At 42.7% G+C, this 13,700-nt stretch carries 13 protein-coding genes and 8 tRNA genes; 15 read left to right on the top strand and 6 right to left on the bottom strand.

The features are described 5' to 3' along the window. The first annotated feature begins 116 nt into the window (after positions 1–116). The 3 genes from MORIYA_RS16120 (at position 117) to hemW (ending at position 2,463) form a co-directional block, all read left to right on the top strand. On the top strand, positions 117–545 hold the full coding sequence (locus tag MORIYA_RS16120) for a DUF4426 domain-containing protein (protein ID WP_112716785.1): 429 nt from the start codon (positions 117–119) through the stop codon (positions 543–545). A gap of 98 nt (positions 546–643) precedes the next feature. Beyond that, positions 644–1,258, top strand: coding sequence for an XTP/dITP diphosphatase (locus tag MORIYA_RS16115; protein ID WP_112716783.1), 615 nt, complete (start codon positions 644–646; stop codon positions 1,256–1,258). Beyond that, positions 1,258–2,463 (top strand): radical SAM family heme chaperone HemW, encoded by a 1,206-nt coding sequence (gene hemW / locus MORIYA_RS16110; protein ID WP_408632087.1) that lies wholly within the window; start codon positions 1,258–1,260, stop codon positions 2,461–2,463. The genes MORIYA_RS16115 and hemW overlap by 1 nt, the downstream gene beginning before the upstream one ends. 49 nt (positions 2,464–2,512) lie before the next feature. Here the strand turns inward: hemW and glsB are convergent, their stop codons facing one another. From glsB to trmB, 3 genes are all read right to left on the bottom strand, one after another. After that, entirely contained in the window at positions 2,513–3,430 is a 918-nt protein-coding gene (gene glsB / locus MORIYA_RS16105; protein ID WP_112716781.1) for a glutaminase B, read from the bottom strand. A 159-nt stretch (positions 3,431–3,589) separates the two neighbouring features. Next, a complete protein-coding gene (locus tag MORIYA_RS16100; RefSeq protein ID WP_112716779.1) occupies positions 3,590–3,928 on the bottom strand; it encodes a YggL 50S ribosome-binding family protein in 339 nt (112 codons plus the stop codon). A 12-nt stretch (positions 3,929–3,940) separates the two neighbouring features. Then, complete coding sequence (trmB, locus tag MORIYA_RS16095) at positions 3,941–4,666, bottom strand: tRNA (guanosine(46)-N7)-methyltransferase TrmB (protein ID WP_112716777.1); 726 nt, start codon at positions 4,664–4,666, stop codon at positions 3,941–3,943. 150 nt (positions 4,667–4,816) lie between these two features. Between trmB and mutY the strand changes: the two genes are divergently transcribed. From mutY to MORIYA_RS16040, 11 genes are all read left to right on the top strand, one after another. Further along, a complete protein-coding gene (mutY, locus tag MORIYA_RS16090; RefSeq protein WP_112716775.1) occupies positions 4,817–5,890 on the top strand; it encodes an A/G-specific adenine glycosylase in 1,074 nt (357 codons plus the stop codon). Position 5,891: 1 nt separating this feature from the next. Continuing rightward, positions 5,892–6,161 carry an oxidative damage protection protein gene (locus MORIYA_RS16085; protein WP_112716773.1) on the top strand — a complete coding sequence of 90 codons (270 nt, stop codon included), beginning with the start codon at positions 5,892–5,894 and terminating at the stop codon, positions 6,159–6,161. Positions 6,162–6,224: 63 nt separating this feature from the next. Continuing rightward, positions 6,225–7,382 carry a murein transglycosylase domain-containing protein gene (locus tag MORIYA_RS16080; RefSeq protein ID WP_112716771.1) on the top strand — a complete coding sequence of 386 codons (1,158 nt, stop codon included), beginning with the start codon at positions 6,225–6,227 and terminating at the stop codon, positions 7,380–7,382. A gap of 125 nt (positions 7,383–7,507) precedes the next feature. Beyond that, positions 7,508–7,583, top strand: a tRNA-Phe gene (locus MORIYA_RS16075). A 77-nt stretch (positions 7,584–7,660) separates the two neighbouring features. Continuing rightward, positions 7,661–7,736 (top strand) — tRNA-Thr (locus tag MORIYA_RS16070). Positions 7,737–7,739: 3 nt separating this feature from the next. Continuing rightward, positions 7,740–7,815 (top strand) — tRNA-Phe (locus MORIYA_RS16065). A gap of 48 nt (positions 7,816–7,863) precedes the next feature. Beyond that, positions 7,864–7,939 (top strand) — tRNA-Thr (locus MORIYA_RS16060). Positions 7,940–7,942: 3 nt separating this feature from the next. Then, positions 7,943–8,018: transfer RNA gene (locus MORIYA_RS16055), tRNA-Phe, on the top strand. 48 nt (positions 8,019–8,066) lie between these two features. Then, positions 8,067–8,142, top strand: a tRNA-Thr gene (locus tag MORIYA_RS16050). A 3-nt stretch (positions 8,143–8,145) separates the two neighbouring features. Further along, a tRNA-Phe gene (locus tag MORIYA_RS16045) sits at positions 8,146–8,221 on the top strand. 6 nt (positions 8,222–8,227) lie between these two features. After that, a tRNA-Asn gene (locus MORIYA_RS16040) sits at positions 8,228–8,303 on the top strand. A 194-nt stretch (positions 8,304–8,497) separates the two neighbouring features. On the opposite strand, the gene MORIYA_RS16035 is transcribed toward MORIYA_RS16040, so the two are convergent. Then, positions 8,498–9,142, bottom strand: coding sequence for an OmpA family protein (locus MORIYA_RS16035; protein WP_112716769.1), 645 nt, complete (start codon positions 9,140–9,142; stop codon positions 8,498–8,500). 266 nt (positions 9,143–9,408) lie between these two features. On the opposite strand from MORIYA_RS16035, the gene MORIYA_RS16030 reads away from it, so the two are divergent. Then, entirely contained in the window at positions 9,409–10,200 is a 792-nt protein-coding gene (locus tag MORIYA_RS16030; RefSeq protein WP_112716767.1) for a RelA/SpoT domain-containing protein, read from the top strand. 187 nt (positions 10,201–10,387) lie between these two features. Here the strand turns inward: MORIYA_RS16030 and rpoH are convergent, their stop codons facing one another. After that, positions 10,388–11,251, bottom strand: a complete 864-nt coding sequence (gene rpoH / locus MORIYA_RS16025; RefSeq protein ID WP_112716765.1) for an RNA polymerase sigma factor RpoH — start codon at positions 11,249–11,251, stop codon at positions 10,388–10,390. Between the two features lie 475 nt (positions 11,252–11,726). Beyond that, entirely contained in the window at positions 11,727–13,628 is a 1,902-nt protein-coding gene (locus MORIYA_RS16020) for a DmsC/YnfH family molybdoenzyme membrane anchor subunit (protein ID WP_112716763.1), read from the bottom strand. Positions 13,629–13,700 lie beyond the last annotated feature (72 nt).

The following is a 13,700-nucleotide window of genomic DNA, read 5'->3' as shown; positions in this document are numbered from 1 at the left end:
TAAGCCAGTATCAATGCCGGGGAAACCTTGCATTGATACGTGACTAATTCAAGTTAGCTATACTATTTATATCCAACTATATATCCTCTTTGCTCAAATTTAATTTCGGAGCCAACATGCCAGCATTATTGAAATATTTATTACTCTCTATTACCTTACTCGTCTCAGCAACCGCCAATGCAGAACAAATGCAAAAACTGGGTGATTGGGATGTGCATTACATTGCTTTCCCAAGCACATTCTTAACCTCTGACATCGCCTCGGATTATGCTATCAACCGGAGTAAATACCTCGGTATTATCAATATTTCAGTGCTTGATAGCGATACCTTAAAAGCGCAAGCGGTTACCATGACAATAACAGCACGTAATTTACTCGGTAATATCCGCGAGTTAGACGTGCGTGAAATTCGCGAAAAAAATGCTATTTACTACATTGCAGAAGTGCCACATCGTAACGAAGAAACTTACCGTATCAAGGTAACGATAAGCAGCGGTAATCAAACCCAAGAGCTAAAATTCCAGCAGAAGTTTTATGTTGATTAGGCTTTATCAGTGATCGCTGATCCTGTATAACCTGACCCGTAGAGGAGTGGTATAACTCATCTCATTTAACTTTTTTTTATAAATAATAAAGGCGCACCATGTCTAAAGTTGTTCTCGCTACTGGTAATCCAGGCAAAGTTCGTGAAATGTCAGCACTGCTTGCTGAATTTGGTCTGGAAGTGCTGCCACAAAGTAACTTCAATATTGTCGAAGCGAATGAAACTGGCACCACCTTTATTGAAAATGCCATCATCAAAGCGAAACATGCAGCAGCATTAACGGGTCTGCCTGCGATTGCTGATGATTCAGGCTTAGCCGTTGATGCGCTACAAGGTGTACCCGGTATCTATTCTGCCCGTTACGCCGGTGTAGATGCCAGTGATCGTGATAACCTACTTAAGTTATTAGACGCACTTAAAGGTGTACCAACGGCGCAACGTACCGCACGTTTTCATTGTGTATTGGTCTACATGACCCATGCAGAAGATCCAACACCGTTAGTCTGTCACGGCAGCTGGGATGGCGTTATAACCCAGCAGCCAAGTGGTGAAGATGGGTTTGGTTACGATCCTATTTTCTTTGTGGAGTCGGAAGGCTGCACATCCGCAGAACTGACTAAACAACGTAAAAGTGAGTTGAGCCATCGCGGCCAAGCGTTAACCAAATTGTTAGCGGCAATGCACGAACAGCACACTCGATTAGCCACAAAATAATGACAGATACCATGATGACGACGACAACTGATACAGTAACAACTGTAGATCAGATTACAAATATGCCAATGCGACTACCGCCATTGAGCTTATATGTGCATATTCCATGGTGCGTACAAAAATGTCCGTACTGTGATTTCAACTCACATACGCAGAAGGGTAAGATCCCGGAAGACGAATACATTGCCGATCTACTGGCTGACTTACGCAGTGAATTACCACGCGTATTCCAACGTTCATTGCATTCGATCTTTATTGGCGGCGGTACACCCAGTTTGATCAGCGCTGCAGGTATCGGCAACATACTTGATGGTATTGAAGCCATGATCCCATTTAGTGACAATATCGAGATCACCATGGAAGCTAACCCTGGGACTGTCGAAGCCGATCGTTTTCACGGTTATGTCGCCGCCGGTGTTAACCGCATCTCGATAGGTGTGCAAAGTTTACAAGCCGAAAAGCTTAATTTATTAGGCCGTATCCACGATCCTGATGAAGCGATCCGCGCGGCCAACATTGCCAGCGAATCCGCGTTAAACTCGTTCAATTTAGATCTGATGCATGGCCTGCCACATCAAGATCTGAACGATGCCTTATATGATTTGAATAAAGCGGTCGAATTAGCGCCTCAACATCTGTCTTGGTATCAATTAACCATTGAGCAGAACACCCAATTTCACTCTAAACCGCCCACCTTGCCGGATGAAGATGTCCTTTGGGATATTTTTGAACAAGGCCATGCACTCTTGAGTGCAGCCGGTTATGAGCAATATGAGATATCCGGTTATGCGAAAGCCGGTAACCAATGTCAGCACAATTTAAATTATTGGCGTTTTGGTGACTATATCGGGATTGGCTGTGGCGCGCACGGTAAGCTAACGGAACCAGAAACAGGTCAGATAGTCCGCCGCAGTAAAGTAAAGCACCCACGCGGTTATATGGACGCTGATAACGCCTTTTTAGACAATGAACATGTCGTAGCCCAAGATGAACTGCCATTTGAATTCTTCATGAATCGTTTTCGGTTAACCGAAGCAACCCCGAAGCAGGATTTTTGTGACTTTACCGGATTGCCGTTGTCCACGGTTAGTAAGCAGATTGACGCCGCGATAAAAAAAGGTCTACTCACTGAAACCGCAACCCATTGGCAAGTGACCAAACTGGGTCATCGTTATCTAAATAGCTTATTCGATCTGTTTATTTAGAGTAAAAGGGGCGCAATAAGTAACGGCTGCTCACGAGCAGCCGTTACCGTTAGAAAATTGAATGGCCAAAACGTTCACTAAACAGCTCTAACAATGCCGTGCCCGCCAACGAATTACCTGAATCATTCAGTTCTGGCGACCACACACAAACCGTTAATTCGCCGGGGATCACGGCAGCAATACCACCGCCAACGCCACTTTTCGCTGGCATGCCGACACGGAAAGCAAAATCACCTGATTCATCATACAGACCACACGTAGCCAACAACGCATTTAAGCGGCGCGTACAACGTTCACTAACCAGGCTTTTGTTGCGATGACAAGGTATCCCTTTTCTCGCTAAAAATGAGAAGGCAGTCGCCAATTCCACACAATTCATATTAATCGCACAATAGCTAAAATAGCTCTGTAATACCGTTTCGACGCTATTAGTAAAGTTACCGTGTGATTTCATCAAATAAGCGATAGCCGCATTACGCGCCATGTGTTCAAATTCTGAATCTGCCACATTGTGATCAATATAGATATCAGTCGAGTTAGCCAGTTTTCGCAGTAATTCCAACATCCGTTGTTTCGGTGCAGAAAGGCGACTTTGCAACATATCAGCCACCACCAATGCGCCCGCATTAATAAATGGATTACGCGGTTTACCTTTTTCAAACTCTAATTGAATAAGTGAATTGTAGGCTTGCCCAGAAGGTTCTCGTCCCACCCTGGTCCATAATTCATCTTCAGAAAAACGGGTTAACGCCGCAGTCAATGCAAAGACTTTGGAAATACTTTGGATTGAAAAACGGGTATCGGCATCACCGGCCGTAAACACATCACCGTTTGCCATGCACACAGCAATACCTAATTGATTGGGATTAACGTTCGCTAACGCTGGAATATAACTGGCAACATTACCTTCGCCAATGAGTGGGCGGATTTCGACGAGCAATTCTTCTAGAGATGCGTTAGATAGCATAAATAACCTATTTAAAATGCGGTGTTCGATGTGCTGTAGAAAGCGGGAACAACAATGGAAAAATAGCAGCTGTCGAGCGTAGACATAAGACAACAAATAACCGACCGTGTTAAGGTGATATACCTGAAAACAGTCGGTTTTAGGGACTAGTAAATGGGCTTATTCGCCTTCTTCACCGTACCACAAATCAAATAATGGACTAACAATTAGGTTTTGAACACCTTTTGCTTCTAACCAAATTTTCACTTGTTCACGTTGTTCCTCTGTACATTTACCGTGGGTCTCAGTACAAACCATACCATCCCATTGCAAGTTACCGTCAGCAGCAAAAGCCAGTTTGTTCGGATCGATAACTTCAGCAATGAAACCATCTAAGATAGCGTCAATTTGCGCGTCAGTTGTCCCTTCAGCGAAGTCCCAAGAAAGATCAAAACCCAATTCTTTAAATTCATCAACATGGAGTTTTTTACGTAGACGACGATTACGATTTTTAGCCATTATTACCTCGAATTATTTAGTACGTTTATACATAATATCCCAAACGCCGTGCCCTAAACGGTGACCACGTAGTTCGAATTTAGTTAATGGACGCCAGTCTGGACGTGGCACAAAATTCCCTTCTGTTGCGGTATTTTCATAACCTGGTGCAACAGCCATTATTTTAATCATATGCTCGGCGTAGTGTTCCCAGTCCGTCGCCATATGGAAGATACCACCTAAGCTAAGTTTTTGGCGAATACTTTCTGCAAATTCTGCTTGTACAATGCGACGTTTGTGATGACGCTTCTTATGCCAAGGATCTGGGAAGAATAACTGCATGCCACCTAAACTAGTATCAGGGATACAATCCGCTAATACTTCAACTGCATCATGGCAAAATACGCGCAAGTTGGTAATGCCGTGTTCACCCGCAGCCATCAGACATGCACCAACACCGGGTGAATGCACTTCGATACCGATAAAGTTTTTCTCTGGTGAGCCCGCCGCCATCTCGACTAACGATGCGCCCATACCAAAGCCAATTTCTAATGTTACAGGGTTATCGTTACCAAAAACTTCAGCAAAGTCGAGCATTCCCATGTCATGATCTAGACCCATAGTCGGCCAAAAATCTTTCATCGCGGCGTCCTGACCTTTGGTTAAACGCCCTTCACGTAATACAAAACTTCTAATCTTACGGATGCGTTTGCCGTCTTCAGTTAATTCAGGATCCGCAATTCTTTTATGTTCAGTCATCTTTTATCCAGTCGCCGTTATGACAGTTTAATCGCCATAAACATTATAAATTTATCGGTTAATTTGGGCATTATCCAAAGATAGCTGAATTTGGCAAGTTTTGTGTGGCATAATTTCACCCTAAATCCCCATATTTGCTAAAAACACCCGATGACATCGCTACTAGAGAATAATAAAGACACATTTGCCCCGCGGGTACTTGCTTGGTTTAAAGACTTTGGCCGTAAGGATTTACCTTGGCAGCAATATCACGAACCTTATCCTACATGGTTAAGTGAAGTGATGTTACAACAAACCCAAGTCAGCACCGTGATCCCTTATTTCACCACTTTTATGCAAAAATTCCCCACCGTCACCGATTTGGCGAATGCGCACATCGATGAGGTTTTACACTTATGGACCGGACTGGGTTATTATGCACGCGGTCGTAATTTGCATAAAGCTGCGCAGTTGATCCGCGATCAATATCAAGGCCAGTTCCCAACCGAGTTTGCACAAGTATTAGCCTTACCCGGCGTGGGACGTTCAACCGCTGGCGCGATCTTGTCATTATCATTAAATCAGCCCCACCCAATTTTAGATGGCAACGTCAAACGCGTATTAACCCGTTGGGGCGCAATTGAAGGTTGGTATGGTAAGAAGGCTGTTGAAAATACCCTGTGGGCGTTATCTGAAGCACTCACACCGCAACAACAAACCGCTGATTATAATCAGGTGATGATGGATCTAGGCGCTACAGTTTGTACCCGTAGCCGACCTGATTGTGATATTTGCCCGGTTAATGATGATTGCAAAGCCCGCGCGATGGGCACCCCAACTGCATTCCCAACCCCGAAACCGAAGAAAACAATTCCGGTGAGAACGGTGCAAATGCTATTACTAAAGCAAGGCTCAACGGTGTGCTTACAGCAACGACCACCGGCGGGTATTTGGGGCGGTCTCTGGTGTTTCCCCGAGCGCGATGACACTGTATCGCTGGAAGAACAACTCGCAAAATTTGGCATTAGTGAGTTTAGCACCCAAGAATTAGTTGGATTTAGGCATACATTTAGCCACTTCCATCTTGATATTAGTCCATTGTTAGTGGAAATAATTGCCACAACAAGTACACAAATAATGGAACCTCAAGGGACTCTTTGGTATAACATAGAGCACCCGGCAACTGTGGGATTAGCAGCTGCAACTAAAAAATTATTAACATCTCAAGCATTGAGAGAGGCATAACATGGCTAGAATGGTTTTCTGCACACGCTTACAAAAAGAAGCGGAAGGTTTACGTTTTCAACTTTATCCTGGTGAAGTAGGTAAACGTATTTTTGATCATATTTGCCAAGAGGCGTGGTCTGAATGGCAGCAAAAACAAACTATGCTGCTGAACGAAAAAAAATTAAACATGATGGATGAAAAAGACCGCATATTTCTTGAACAAGAAATGGTCAAATATCTGTTTGAAGGTCAAGACGTGATCATTGACGGCTTTACCCCAAAAGCTTAATTCGATTGCCTAGCGTGATACTCTAGCGCTAGGCAAGTTTAACCCAGAGAACCAATCAGTCCCATGGCAATATTCCGCACACTACTAATCGCTGTCAGTTGCAGTGTCTTAAGCGCCTGCTCGATAAGTGACTATCAGCATTCAGTCGAACTCGCTAGTCTCAATAATACCACTCAAGCGCTAGCACGACTTTCTTATCAGCAGCCAAATTACCGCGCCAAAACCGAAAAATCCGACGACAAAGACAATACGGCGCTTAACACCTTACAAGATAATTACCGCAGCCAAGTAACCAACCTTTGGGGTGATACTGAACGGTCGTTTTCAACCAATTATCGCTATATCAAATATACCAACGATTACCGCAGTCGCTCCATTATCGACTTTCAACAAGGTAACGTCCGTGTCGAGACACTCGCACAACCAAATAGTCAGCAATACCTTAAGCAGGCGATTGAGTACACTCTACTTGCCCCTGAGCAACCTGCATACACAGATTTCTACACCAGTTATAGCTCTGAAGTTAAAGGGAAGCCATTTCTTTATCTACAAGTTAAAGATCATGATGGCAAAGCCATAAAATGGCATTGGCGCGCCTCTCGTTATGCTAACTATCTTATTCAGCACCAGCGTAAGCAAATAACGATCAATGGGCGTTCAGTAGACGCTGTGACGTTTACATTAACCGCTAACCATACCAAGGTGCGCATGCAGCGTTATCAAACCCTGATTAAACAATCAGCGCAACGCTATAGCATTGATAGCCACATAGTCACCGCCATGATCCAAGTTGATAGTTTATTTAATCCGTATGCACTCAGCAGCACGGGTCGTATTGGCTTAATGCAAATTTCCAGTTCTATTGGCCAAGATGTATTTCATCAGCAAAAGAAATATCCCTTTAAACCGCAACCAAACTGGCTATTTAATAACAATAATAACCTGGATATTGGCAGCAGTTATTTATCTTTACTAGATAAACAGTATCTGAAAGGGATAAACAACCCTAAATCTCGCTATTATGCCATGTTGGCAAGTTATATTGCCGGACCAAAAAACATGCTGCAAACCTTCTCAAAGAACAAAAAAGAAGCATTCACCATCATCAATGGCTTATCTTCTTACGAGGTTTACCAAAGTTTCACTAATACTCAATCTCGCGCCGATATAAAAAACTATGTATCCGCAGTAAACCGTCATTTTCGTCAACTTAACCGTTAAACGTCAACAAAACACACGTATTGATGGTTAATCAGCCAGTTCATAGGGTTAACCTATATTATTTTCACTAAACTTGGCGAAACAGTTGACTGAACGACCTAAATTATATTTAATAGCGCTCCATTGCCCGAATAGCTCAGTCGGTAGAGCAGAGGATTGAAAATCCTCGTGTCCCTGGTTCAATTCCGGGTTCGGGCACCAAAATTGGACAGCATAAAAAAGTGTAATATTGACTTGTTTTTTTAAATGAAGATGATATTATGCGACACGCATTTAGTGCCGACTTAGCTCAGTAGGTAGAGCAACTGACTTGTAATCAGTAGGTCGCCAGTTCGACTCCGGCAGTCGGCACCATTTGCCCGAATAGCTCAGTCGGTAGAGCAGAGGATTGAAAATCCTCGTGTCCCTGGTTCAATTCCGGGTTCGGGCACCATATTAATAAATAGAGATATACTACTATCTTTATGAAAAAGCATTTAGTGCCGACTTAGCTCAGTAGGTAGAGCAACTGACTTGTAATCAGTAGGTCGCCAGTTCGACTCCGGCAGTCGGCACCATTTGCCCGAATAGCTCAGTCGGTAGAGCAGAGGATTGAAAATCCTCGTGTCCCTGGTTCAATTCCGGGTTCGGGCACCATATTAATAAATAGAGATATACTACTATCTTTATGAAAAAGCATTTAGTGCCGACTTAGCTCAGTAGGTAGAGCAACTGACTTGTAATCAGTAGGTCGCCAGTTCGACTCCGGCAGTCGGCACCATTTGCCCGAATAGCTCAGTCGGTAGAGCAGAGGATTGAAAATCCTCGTGTCCCTGGTTCAATTCCGGGTTCGGGCACCAAATAATTCCCCTTTAGTTCAGTTGGTAGAACGGTGGACTGTTAATCCATATGTCGCTAGTTCAAGTCTAGCAAGGGGAGCCAATTAAAAAGACCCAGTTATTTATATAACTGGGTCTTTTTTTATCCAAAATTTAAATACCATGTCCCCTACTCCTGCATTAGCTGAACGCTTTAATTTATAGCTATAAAAAAACCGAACACAGGGTTCGGATCTCGGTACAACCAACAACGATAAATATAACGTCAACTGGTCATGCCTATATGCTTACTGCTAATTAATTAGCAGTAATACTAATTTCTACACGACGGTTAGCAGCACGACCACTTTTTGTCTCATTAGACGCAATAGGACGACGCTCACCATAACCACGCGTTGATAAACGACCTGATTTGATACCACGTTTATTGAGGTACTCACTGACAGATTCAGCGCGTTCTTCAGACAGTGTTAAATTCGATTGTGCGCTACCGACACTATCCGTGTGGCCAACAATACGCAGTGATGACTTAGGATACTCATTAAGGATTTTAGCCACGCTGTTTAAACTTGAGTAAATATTACCACTTAAATTATAACCCGCGGTTTGGAAACCAATCCCCTTCGCCATAATCAACTGCAATTCATTCTCACCCACACGCTTAACTTGCACACCAGAGCCGATCAGCTCTTGACGTAATTCTTCTTCTTGACGATCGAAGTAATGACCAATACCACCGCCAATCGCCGCACCACCTAATGCACCAAACAAAACAGCGTTTTTCTTACCTGTCGAAGCGCCAATTAATGCACCCGCAATAGCACCGCCAATCGCAGACTTGGTGGCGGTATTCGTTTCTTCTTCGCCTGTTGTCGCATTTTGGCGAGCACAGCCAGTAAGGGCAGCAACAATCATTATTGCGGTTAGTGTTTTTTTCATCATTAAATAAGCCTTAAATATAGAAACGATATTGGAAGTTAGTGATCGCGAACACTGTAACTTAAATAAACTACAAGCGCATCAGTATATTTACTAGTTAATTAACCGAATCAGCACAAATAAGTGATATCACTCTCACTATTTTACAAGCTTAGTCACTTCTTACACAGTTTTACACTGCCTCACCTTGAATTGTGACAGTGCGCACTCATCTATTACTCTGTATCAACATACAATGATGCGAATGCGTTTTCTTAAAAAGGATACCTATGTATAGCTTTCTCAGAACATCATTAATTCTAGTACTAATGCTAGCCGGTAAAGCGCCGCTCGAAGCCGCTAGCATGCTTAGCCTTAATCAAGCCTCTAATAACGGCAGTGCCACTAACCGAGTGCGCACACAAATAAGCAAAGACTTAGCCGGCCTTTATCAATTGTCTGATATAAGTAACACTCATATCATTCAACCTTATTCCGATTTTGATTCGCTTTATTCATTAGCTAAAGCAGCACAAGATGAACTCGCCACACTCACCCAACAAATCGCATTAATGTCACAAACCAATGCCGTGATCCCAGCCATTAAAAGTATTGAACGTGCCCAAGCCAAAATCACCAATAAGCATGATGGTGCGGTAGAAAAAATCACCGATTTAGCCCGTAGTTCACTGATTGCTAAAAACAGCCTACAGCTAATCAGCGCGTTTGAGTTACTCGAACAAGAAACCGATATAGTACAAATAAAGAATCGTTTTAATAACCCCAAACAAAATGGTTACCGTGATATCAATTTATTAGTACGACTACCTAAAACCCAGATGGTGGTTGAAGTGCAGTTACATTTAGATCGTATTGAAGCGATTAAGAATGGTCCTGAACATGACAATTACGTCAAGATCCAACAAATCAGTCATAATGCCCAGCAGCAACAACGTGAAATTTCTGAAATTGAAGCATTTAAAGTGGCGCAGTTAAAAGTAGAATCAACCAATCTGTACCAAGTGGCTTGGCAGCAGCAGTTGATGGTTGAACTCAAAACCAGTTTTAAACAAATGGCATAACCGCTTATTGAGTATATTTAAGTTAACCATATCCTAGTGACGAAAGGCGCCATTAACCAAACGCTCTAAGAAACTTTTAAGCGCCCTGCCCTGAAAACCAAATAAGAGATCAAACGTTTATTTATTTTCTTGCCAAAAAAAATGAGGCCTCCATTGGAGACCTCATTTTAACAATTCTGTGTGTTTATTATTCGGTAATAAACTCGCGCAGTTTTTTCATGGCATTTTTTTCTAACTGACGAACACGTTCAGCAGAAACACCATAACGATCAGCTAAGTATTGCAGTGTGGCTTTGTCTTCCGCTAACCAACGAGATTTAACGATATCTTGGCTACGTTCATCTAATTCAGAAATTGCGTTAGTTAAACGTCGAGATGCGCTTTTATCCCAGTTTTCACGTTCTACTTGTAGCGCTACATCCGAAGAGTTGTCCTCCAAATACTGTGCTGGCGAAAAACTCGTTGAACCAGAGTCCTTATCACTATCATCATCAGCGTATAAATCAAATGCTTGATCTGAGTAAGACATTCTTGATTCCATTTCCACTACATCTTTAGTAGAAACGCCAAGGGTCTCTGCAACGGTTTTCACTTCAGCACTGGTAAACCAGCCTAAGCGTTTTTTTGATTTACGTAAATTAAAGAATAGTTTACGTTGCGCTTTAGTCGTCGCAACTTTTACTACACGCCAATTACGCAGTACAAATTCATGGATCTCAGCTTTAACCCAATGCACGGCAAAAGACACCAGTCTTACACCTACCGCGGGATTAAATCGTTTCACCGCTTTCATTAAGCCGATGTTGCCTTCTTGGATCAAGTCAGCTTGAGCAAGTCCATAACCTGCGTAACCACGAGCAACGTGAACTACAAAGCGTAGATGTGACATGATCAACTGACGTGCAGCATCAACATCACCTTCATTCTGCAAGCGTTCGCCTAGTTCCTTTTCTTGTTCAGCAGTCAACATTGGAATATTATTCACGCCTTGGATATAGGCTTCAATGCTACCCTGAGGAACTAATGCCATACTTTGCATATCTTTGCTCATCAACAATTCTCCCCTTATTACACATTAATCTGCGCAATCTTATCACGACTGAGGCCTACCGACAAATTCAACCATCAGCATAACTGCACAAATAAACTATATTTTCTTAAATATTAAAAATAGTTGTATTAAGTATTTAAAATAGATAATTCAGTTTGTTGATAAACAGATAAATATCACCATATCTAACGACAGCTGTATTATTTATGTACAATCAAGTTTAACCCTAGATTGGAAAATTTCTAGTCTCATTACAGACAATTACATTAACATGACAATTGAAAATTAATCAATCGGCTAATGCTAATCTTTTAGTATGACTTTAACTTATCGATAAGATTCAACACTTCGCTAACCGTCTCTAAATTAGTATTATCTTCATAAATAACAAAGGCAGCAAGCGCTGCCCTTATCACACCTTTCCTGCGATTTATCGTCAGTCAGATACCATTTACTACAAATCAGATACACCCCATTAATGCAAGTCAGGTATAATACCCACTTGTGGCATATCTGCTAAGCCAACATCACGAGCATGTTGCTCAAAGCCTTTATTTTTCCAAAAGAATGCACCTGGCATAGTGGTCGGAATAACAAGTACATAAAACAGCGCACGACTGACGGTTGACGCTAATGCAATGGATGCCATTGGCAATAACCATAACAGACTTAAGATACCAGATGGTGCTAATACAGCCAGTAAGGTTACCGCAAAAATATTAATGGCCACGGTAAGATTACGTAACTTATACGTTTTACCAAATGTTGTGCATTGTACGTAATGCGAAGCCGCACCTTCCCCCTGCTCTACATTGAGGTGTTTAGCATGTGAATAGAGACCAAACGCTTCAATCACTAAACCGGTGATGGCAACAGGCGCTAACTCGGTAAGTAATGGATAAAGCTCAACGCCACCCATCACAGCGACCAAAGCCGTTAATAGCGACCCGAGTGCAATTGCAGAACCAACAAACGAACAAGCGGTTTGCCAATGATCCCAGAACGGACGCGCTTTGATACGGTAACTGCGGTACATGTAAAATATACCACCAGCACTACCGATTAAGGCCAGCACACCAAAGACATTCGCCACATAATTAAAGATGTTAACGTCAAAGTACCAAGCGAGCCCTTGGAAGAACATAAATGCGCCCATGAAGCCAAAGAATAAGGCCACACCTAAGCCCTCTCGACTGACAGGAGAATGTGCTAGGTTGTTAAAGCCACGATAGAAACGCTTAGGTTTACCAAGATGCAGTGTCGACATTAATAAGCCAATCGCTTGCATCGCCATTAATATAACCAGCAATGACAAACCCGCGCCAGATCCTGTAAATCCAGTTAAGCTTTCGATGCCCAGTAATGGGCCAAGAAAGATAAGCGCAAATGCGCCCATCGCCGCTTGTGAAAACAGGGTAAATATCACCAGTGGATTTTCACGTGAACTCAAACGACCCAAGTTCCACGATTGTTCCTTACCGTCTTTTTCATCCACCACCGAGCGGAACGAGCCATCATCTTGTTTATGGTATTTAAGCGGCATGTTATCAGTACGCGTCATTTCACGCTGAGTACTGGTGGTCTGCTGGAAACGGATATTCGGTTGGGTGATACTAGGATCAGGAAACCCCGGCATCGATGTTTTCGCCTGAATACGGTTTTCAGGGGTATTTTCCACCACCCCAAAGTTAAGTGCATTACCCAGGCATGCGGCGACACACGCTGGTTTTAACCCGACTTCCAGACGATCTACACACATATTACATTTGGTTACTTGACCTTTAATTGGATCGAGTTGTGGCGCATTGTATGGGCAAACCCAAGTACAATAACCACAACCAAAACAAGTATCCGGATCTTGCAATACCGCGCCATATTCAACATGTTTGGTATAAGCTTTGGTTGGACAACCTTTTAGACAAACCGGATCATCACAGTGATTACACGCCATGGATATATTAATACGTTTGTAATCAGGGTAACTGCCACTCTCGACATAGCCCACACTGCGGAAGGCAATATGTGCAGGGTTGTCATTCTTTTCACTACACGCGGCTTCACACGCGTGACAACCAATACAGTTATCCGCGGTAAAGTGGAAGGCATGCTGTTTATTACGATTCGGGTTATCACCTACCGCTTTATTTTCATTAATATTCATTGAACGACCAACCGGCAGTTTACCTTCGGTACGTTCGATTAAATCAATTTTATTGCCGTAAGTATTAACATCAAATATTTCTACATCTGCTAATTTGGCGTAATCTTGCTCACCAACACGGTGCTCAAAGATCGGCGTACCATCTTTAACAACCGGTTTTTCTGGCGCCCCGATTTGATCAAGGCGGTCTCTAAACTGTTCTAATTTATCTAACATAATTTATCCCTGTTATGTTCTCGCTCTAGTCGCTATAAATAAACGTAACTGTCTATAAAAAATCATGTACAA

This window comes from Moritella yayanosii, from assembly GCF_900465055.1.
GTDB classification, from domain to species: domain Bacteria; phylum Pseudomonadota; class Gammaproteobacteria; order Enterobacterales; family Moritellaceae; genus Moritella; species Moritella yayanosii.
This window is presented reverse-complemented; position numbering and strand designations above follow the sequence as displayed.

Bases quoted from the DNA above. Each gene is read 5' to 3' on its own strand.
- MORIYA_RS16120 (WP_112716785.1), top strand. From the start codon at position 117: ATGCCAGCATTATTGAAATATTTATTACTCTCTATTACCTTACTCGTC.
- mutY (WP_112716775.1), top strand. From the start codon at position 4,817: ATGACATCGCTACTAGAGAATAATAAAGACACATTTGCCCCGCGGGTA.
- MORIYA_RS16030 (WP_112716767.1), top strand. From the start codon at position 9,409: ATGTATAGCTTTCTCAGAACATCATTAATTCTAGTACTAATGCTAGCC.
- hemW (WP_408632087.1), top strand. From the start codon at position 1,258: ATGACAGATACCATGATGACGACGACAACTGATACAGTAACAACTGTA.
- glsB (WP_112716781.1), bottom strand. From the start codon at position 3,430: ATGCTATCTAACGCATCTCTAGAAGAATTGCTCGTCGAAATCCGCCCA.
- MORIYA_RS16100 (WP_112716779.1), bottom strand. From the start codon at position 3,928: ATGGCTAAAAATCGTAATCGTCGTCTACGTAAAAAACTCCATGTTGAT.
- trmB (WP_112716777.1), bottom strand. From the start codon at position 4,666: ATGACTGAACATAAAAGAATTGCGGATCCTGAATTAACTGAAGACGGC.
- MORIYA_RS16035 (WP_112716769.1), bottom strand. From the start codon at position 9,142: ATGATGAAAAAAACACTAACCGCAATAATGATTGTTGCTGCCCTTACT.
- rpoH (WP_112716765.1), bottom strand. From the start codon at position 11,251: ATGAGCAAAGATATGCAAAGTATGGCATTAGTTCCTCAGGGTAGCATT.
- MORIYA_RS16115 (WP_112716783.1), top strand. From the start codon at position 644: ATGTCTAAAGTTGTTCTCGCTACTGGTAATCCAGGCAAAGTTCGTGAA.
- MORIYA_RS16080 (WP_112716771.1), top strand. From the start codon at position 6,225: ATGGCAATATTCCGCACACTACTAATCGCTGTCAGTTGCAGTGTCTTA.
- MORIYA_RS16020 (WP_112716763.1), bottom strand. From the start codon at position 13,628: ATGTTAGATAAATTAGAACAGTTTAGAGACCGCCTTGATCAAATCGGG.
- MORIYA_RS16085 (WP_112716773.1), top strand. From the start codon at position 5,892: ATGGCTAGAATGGTTTTCTGCACACGCTTACAAAAAGAAGCGGAAGGT.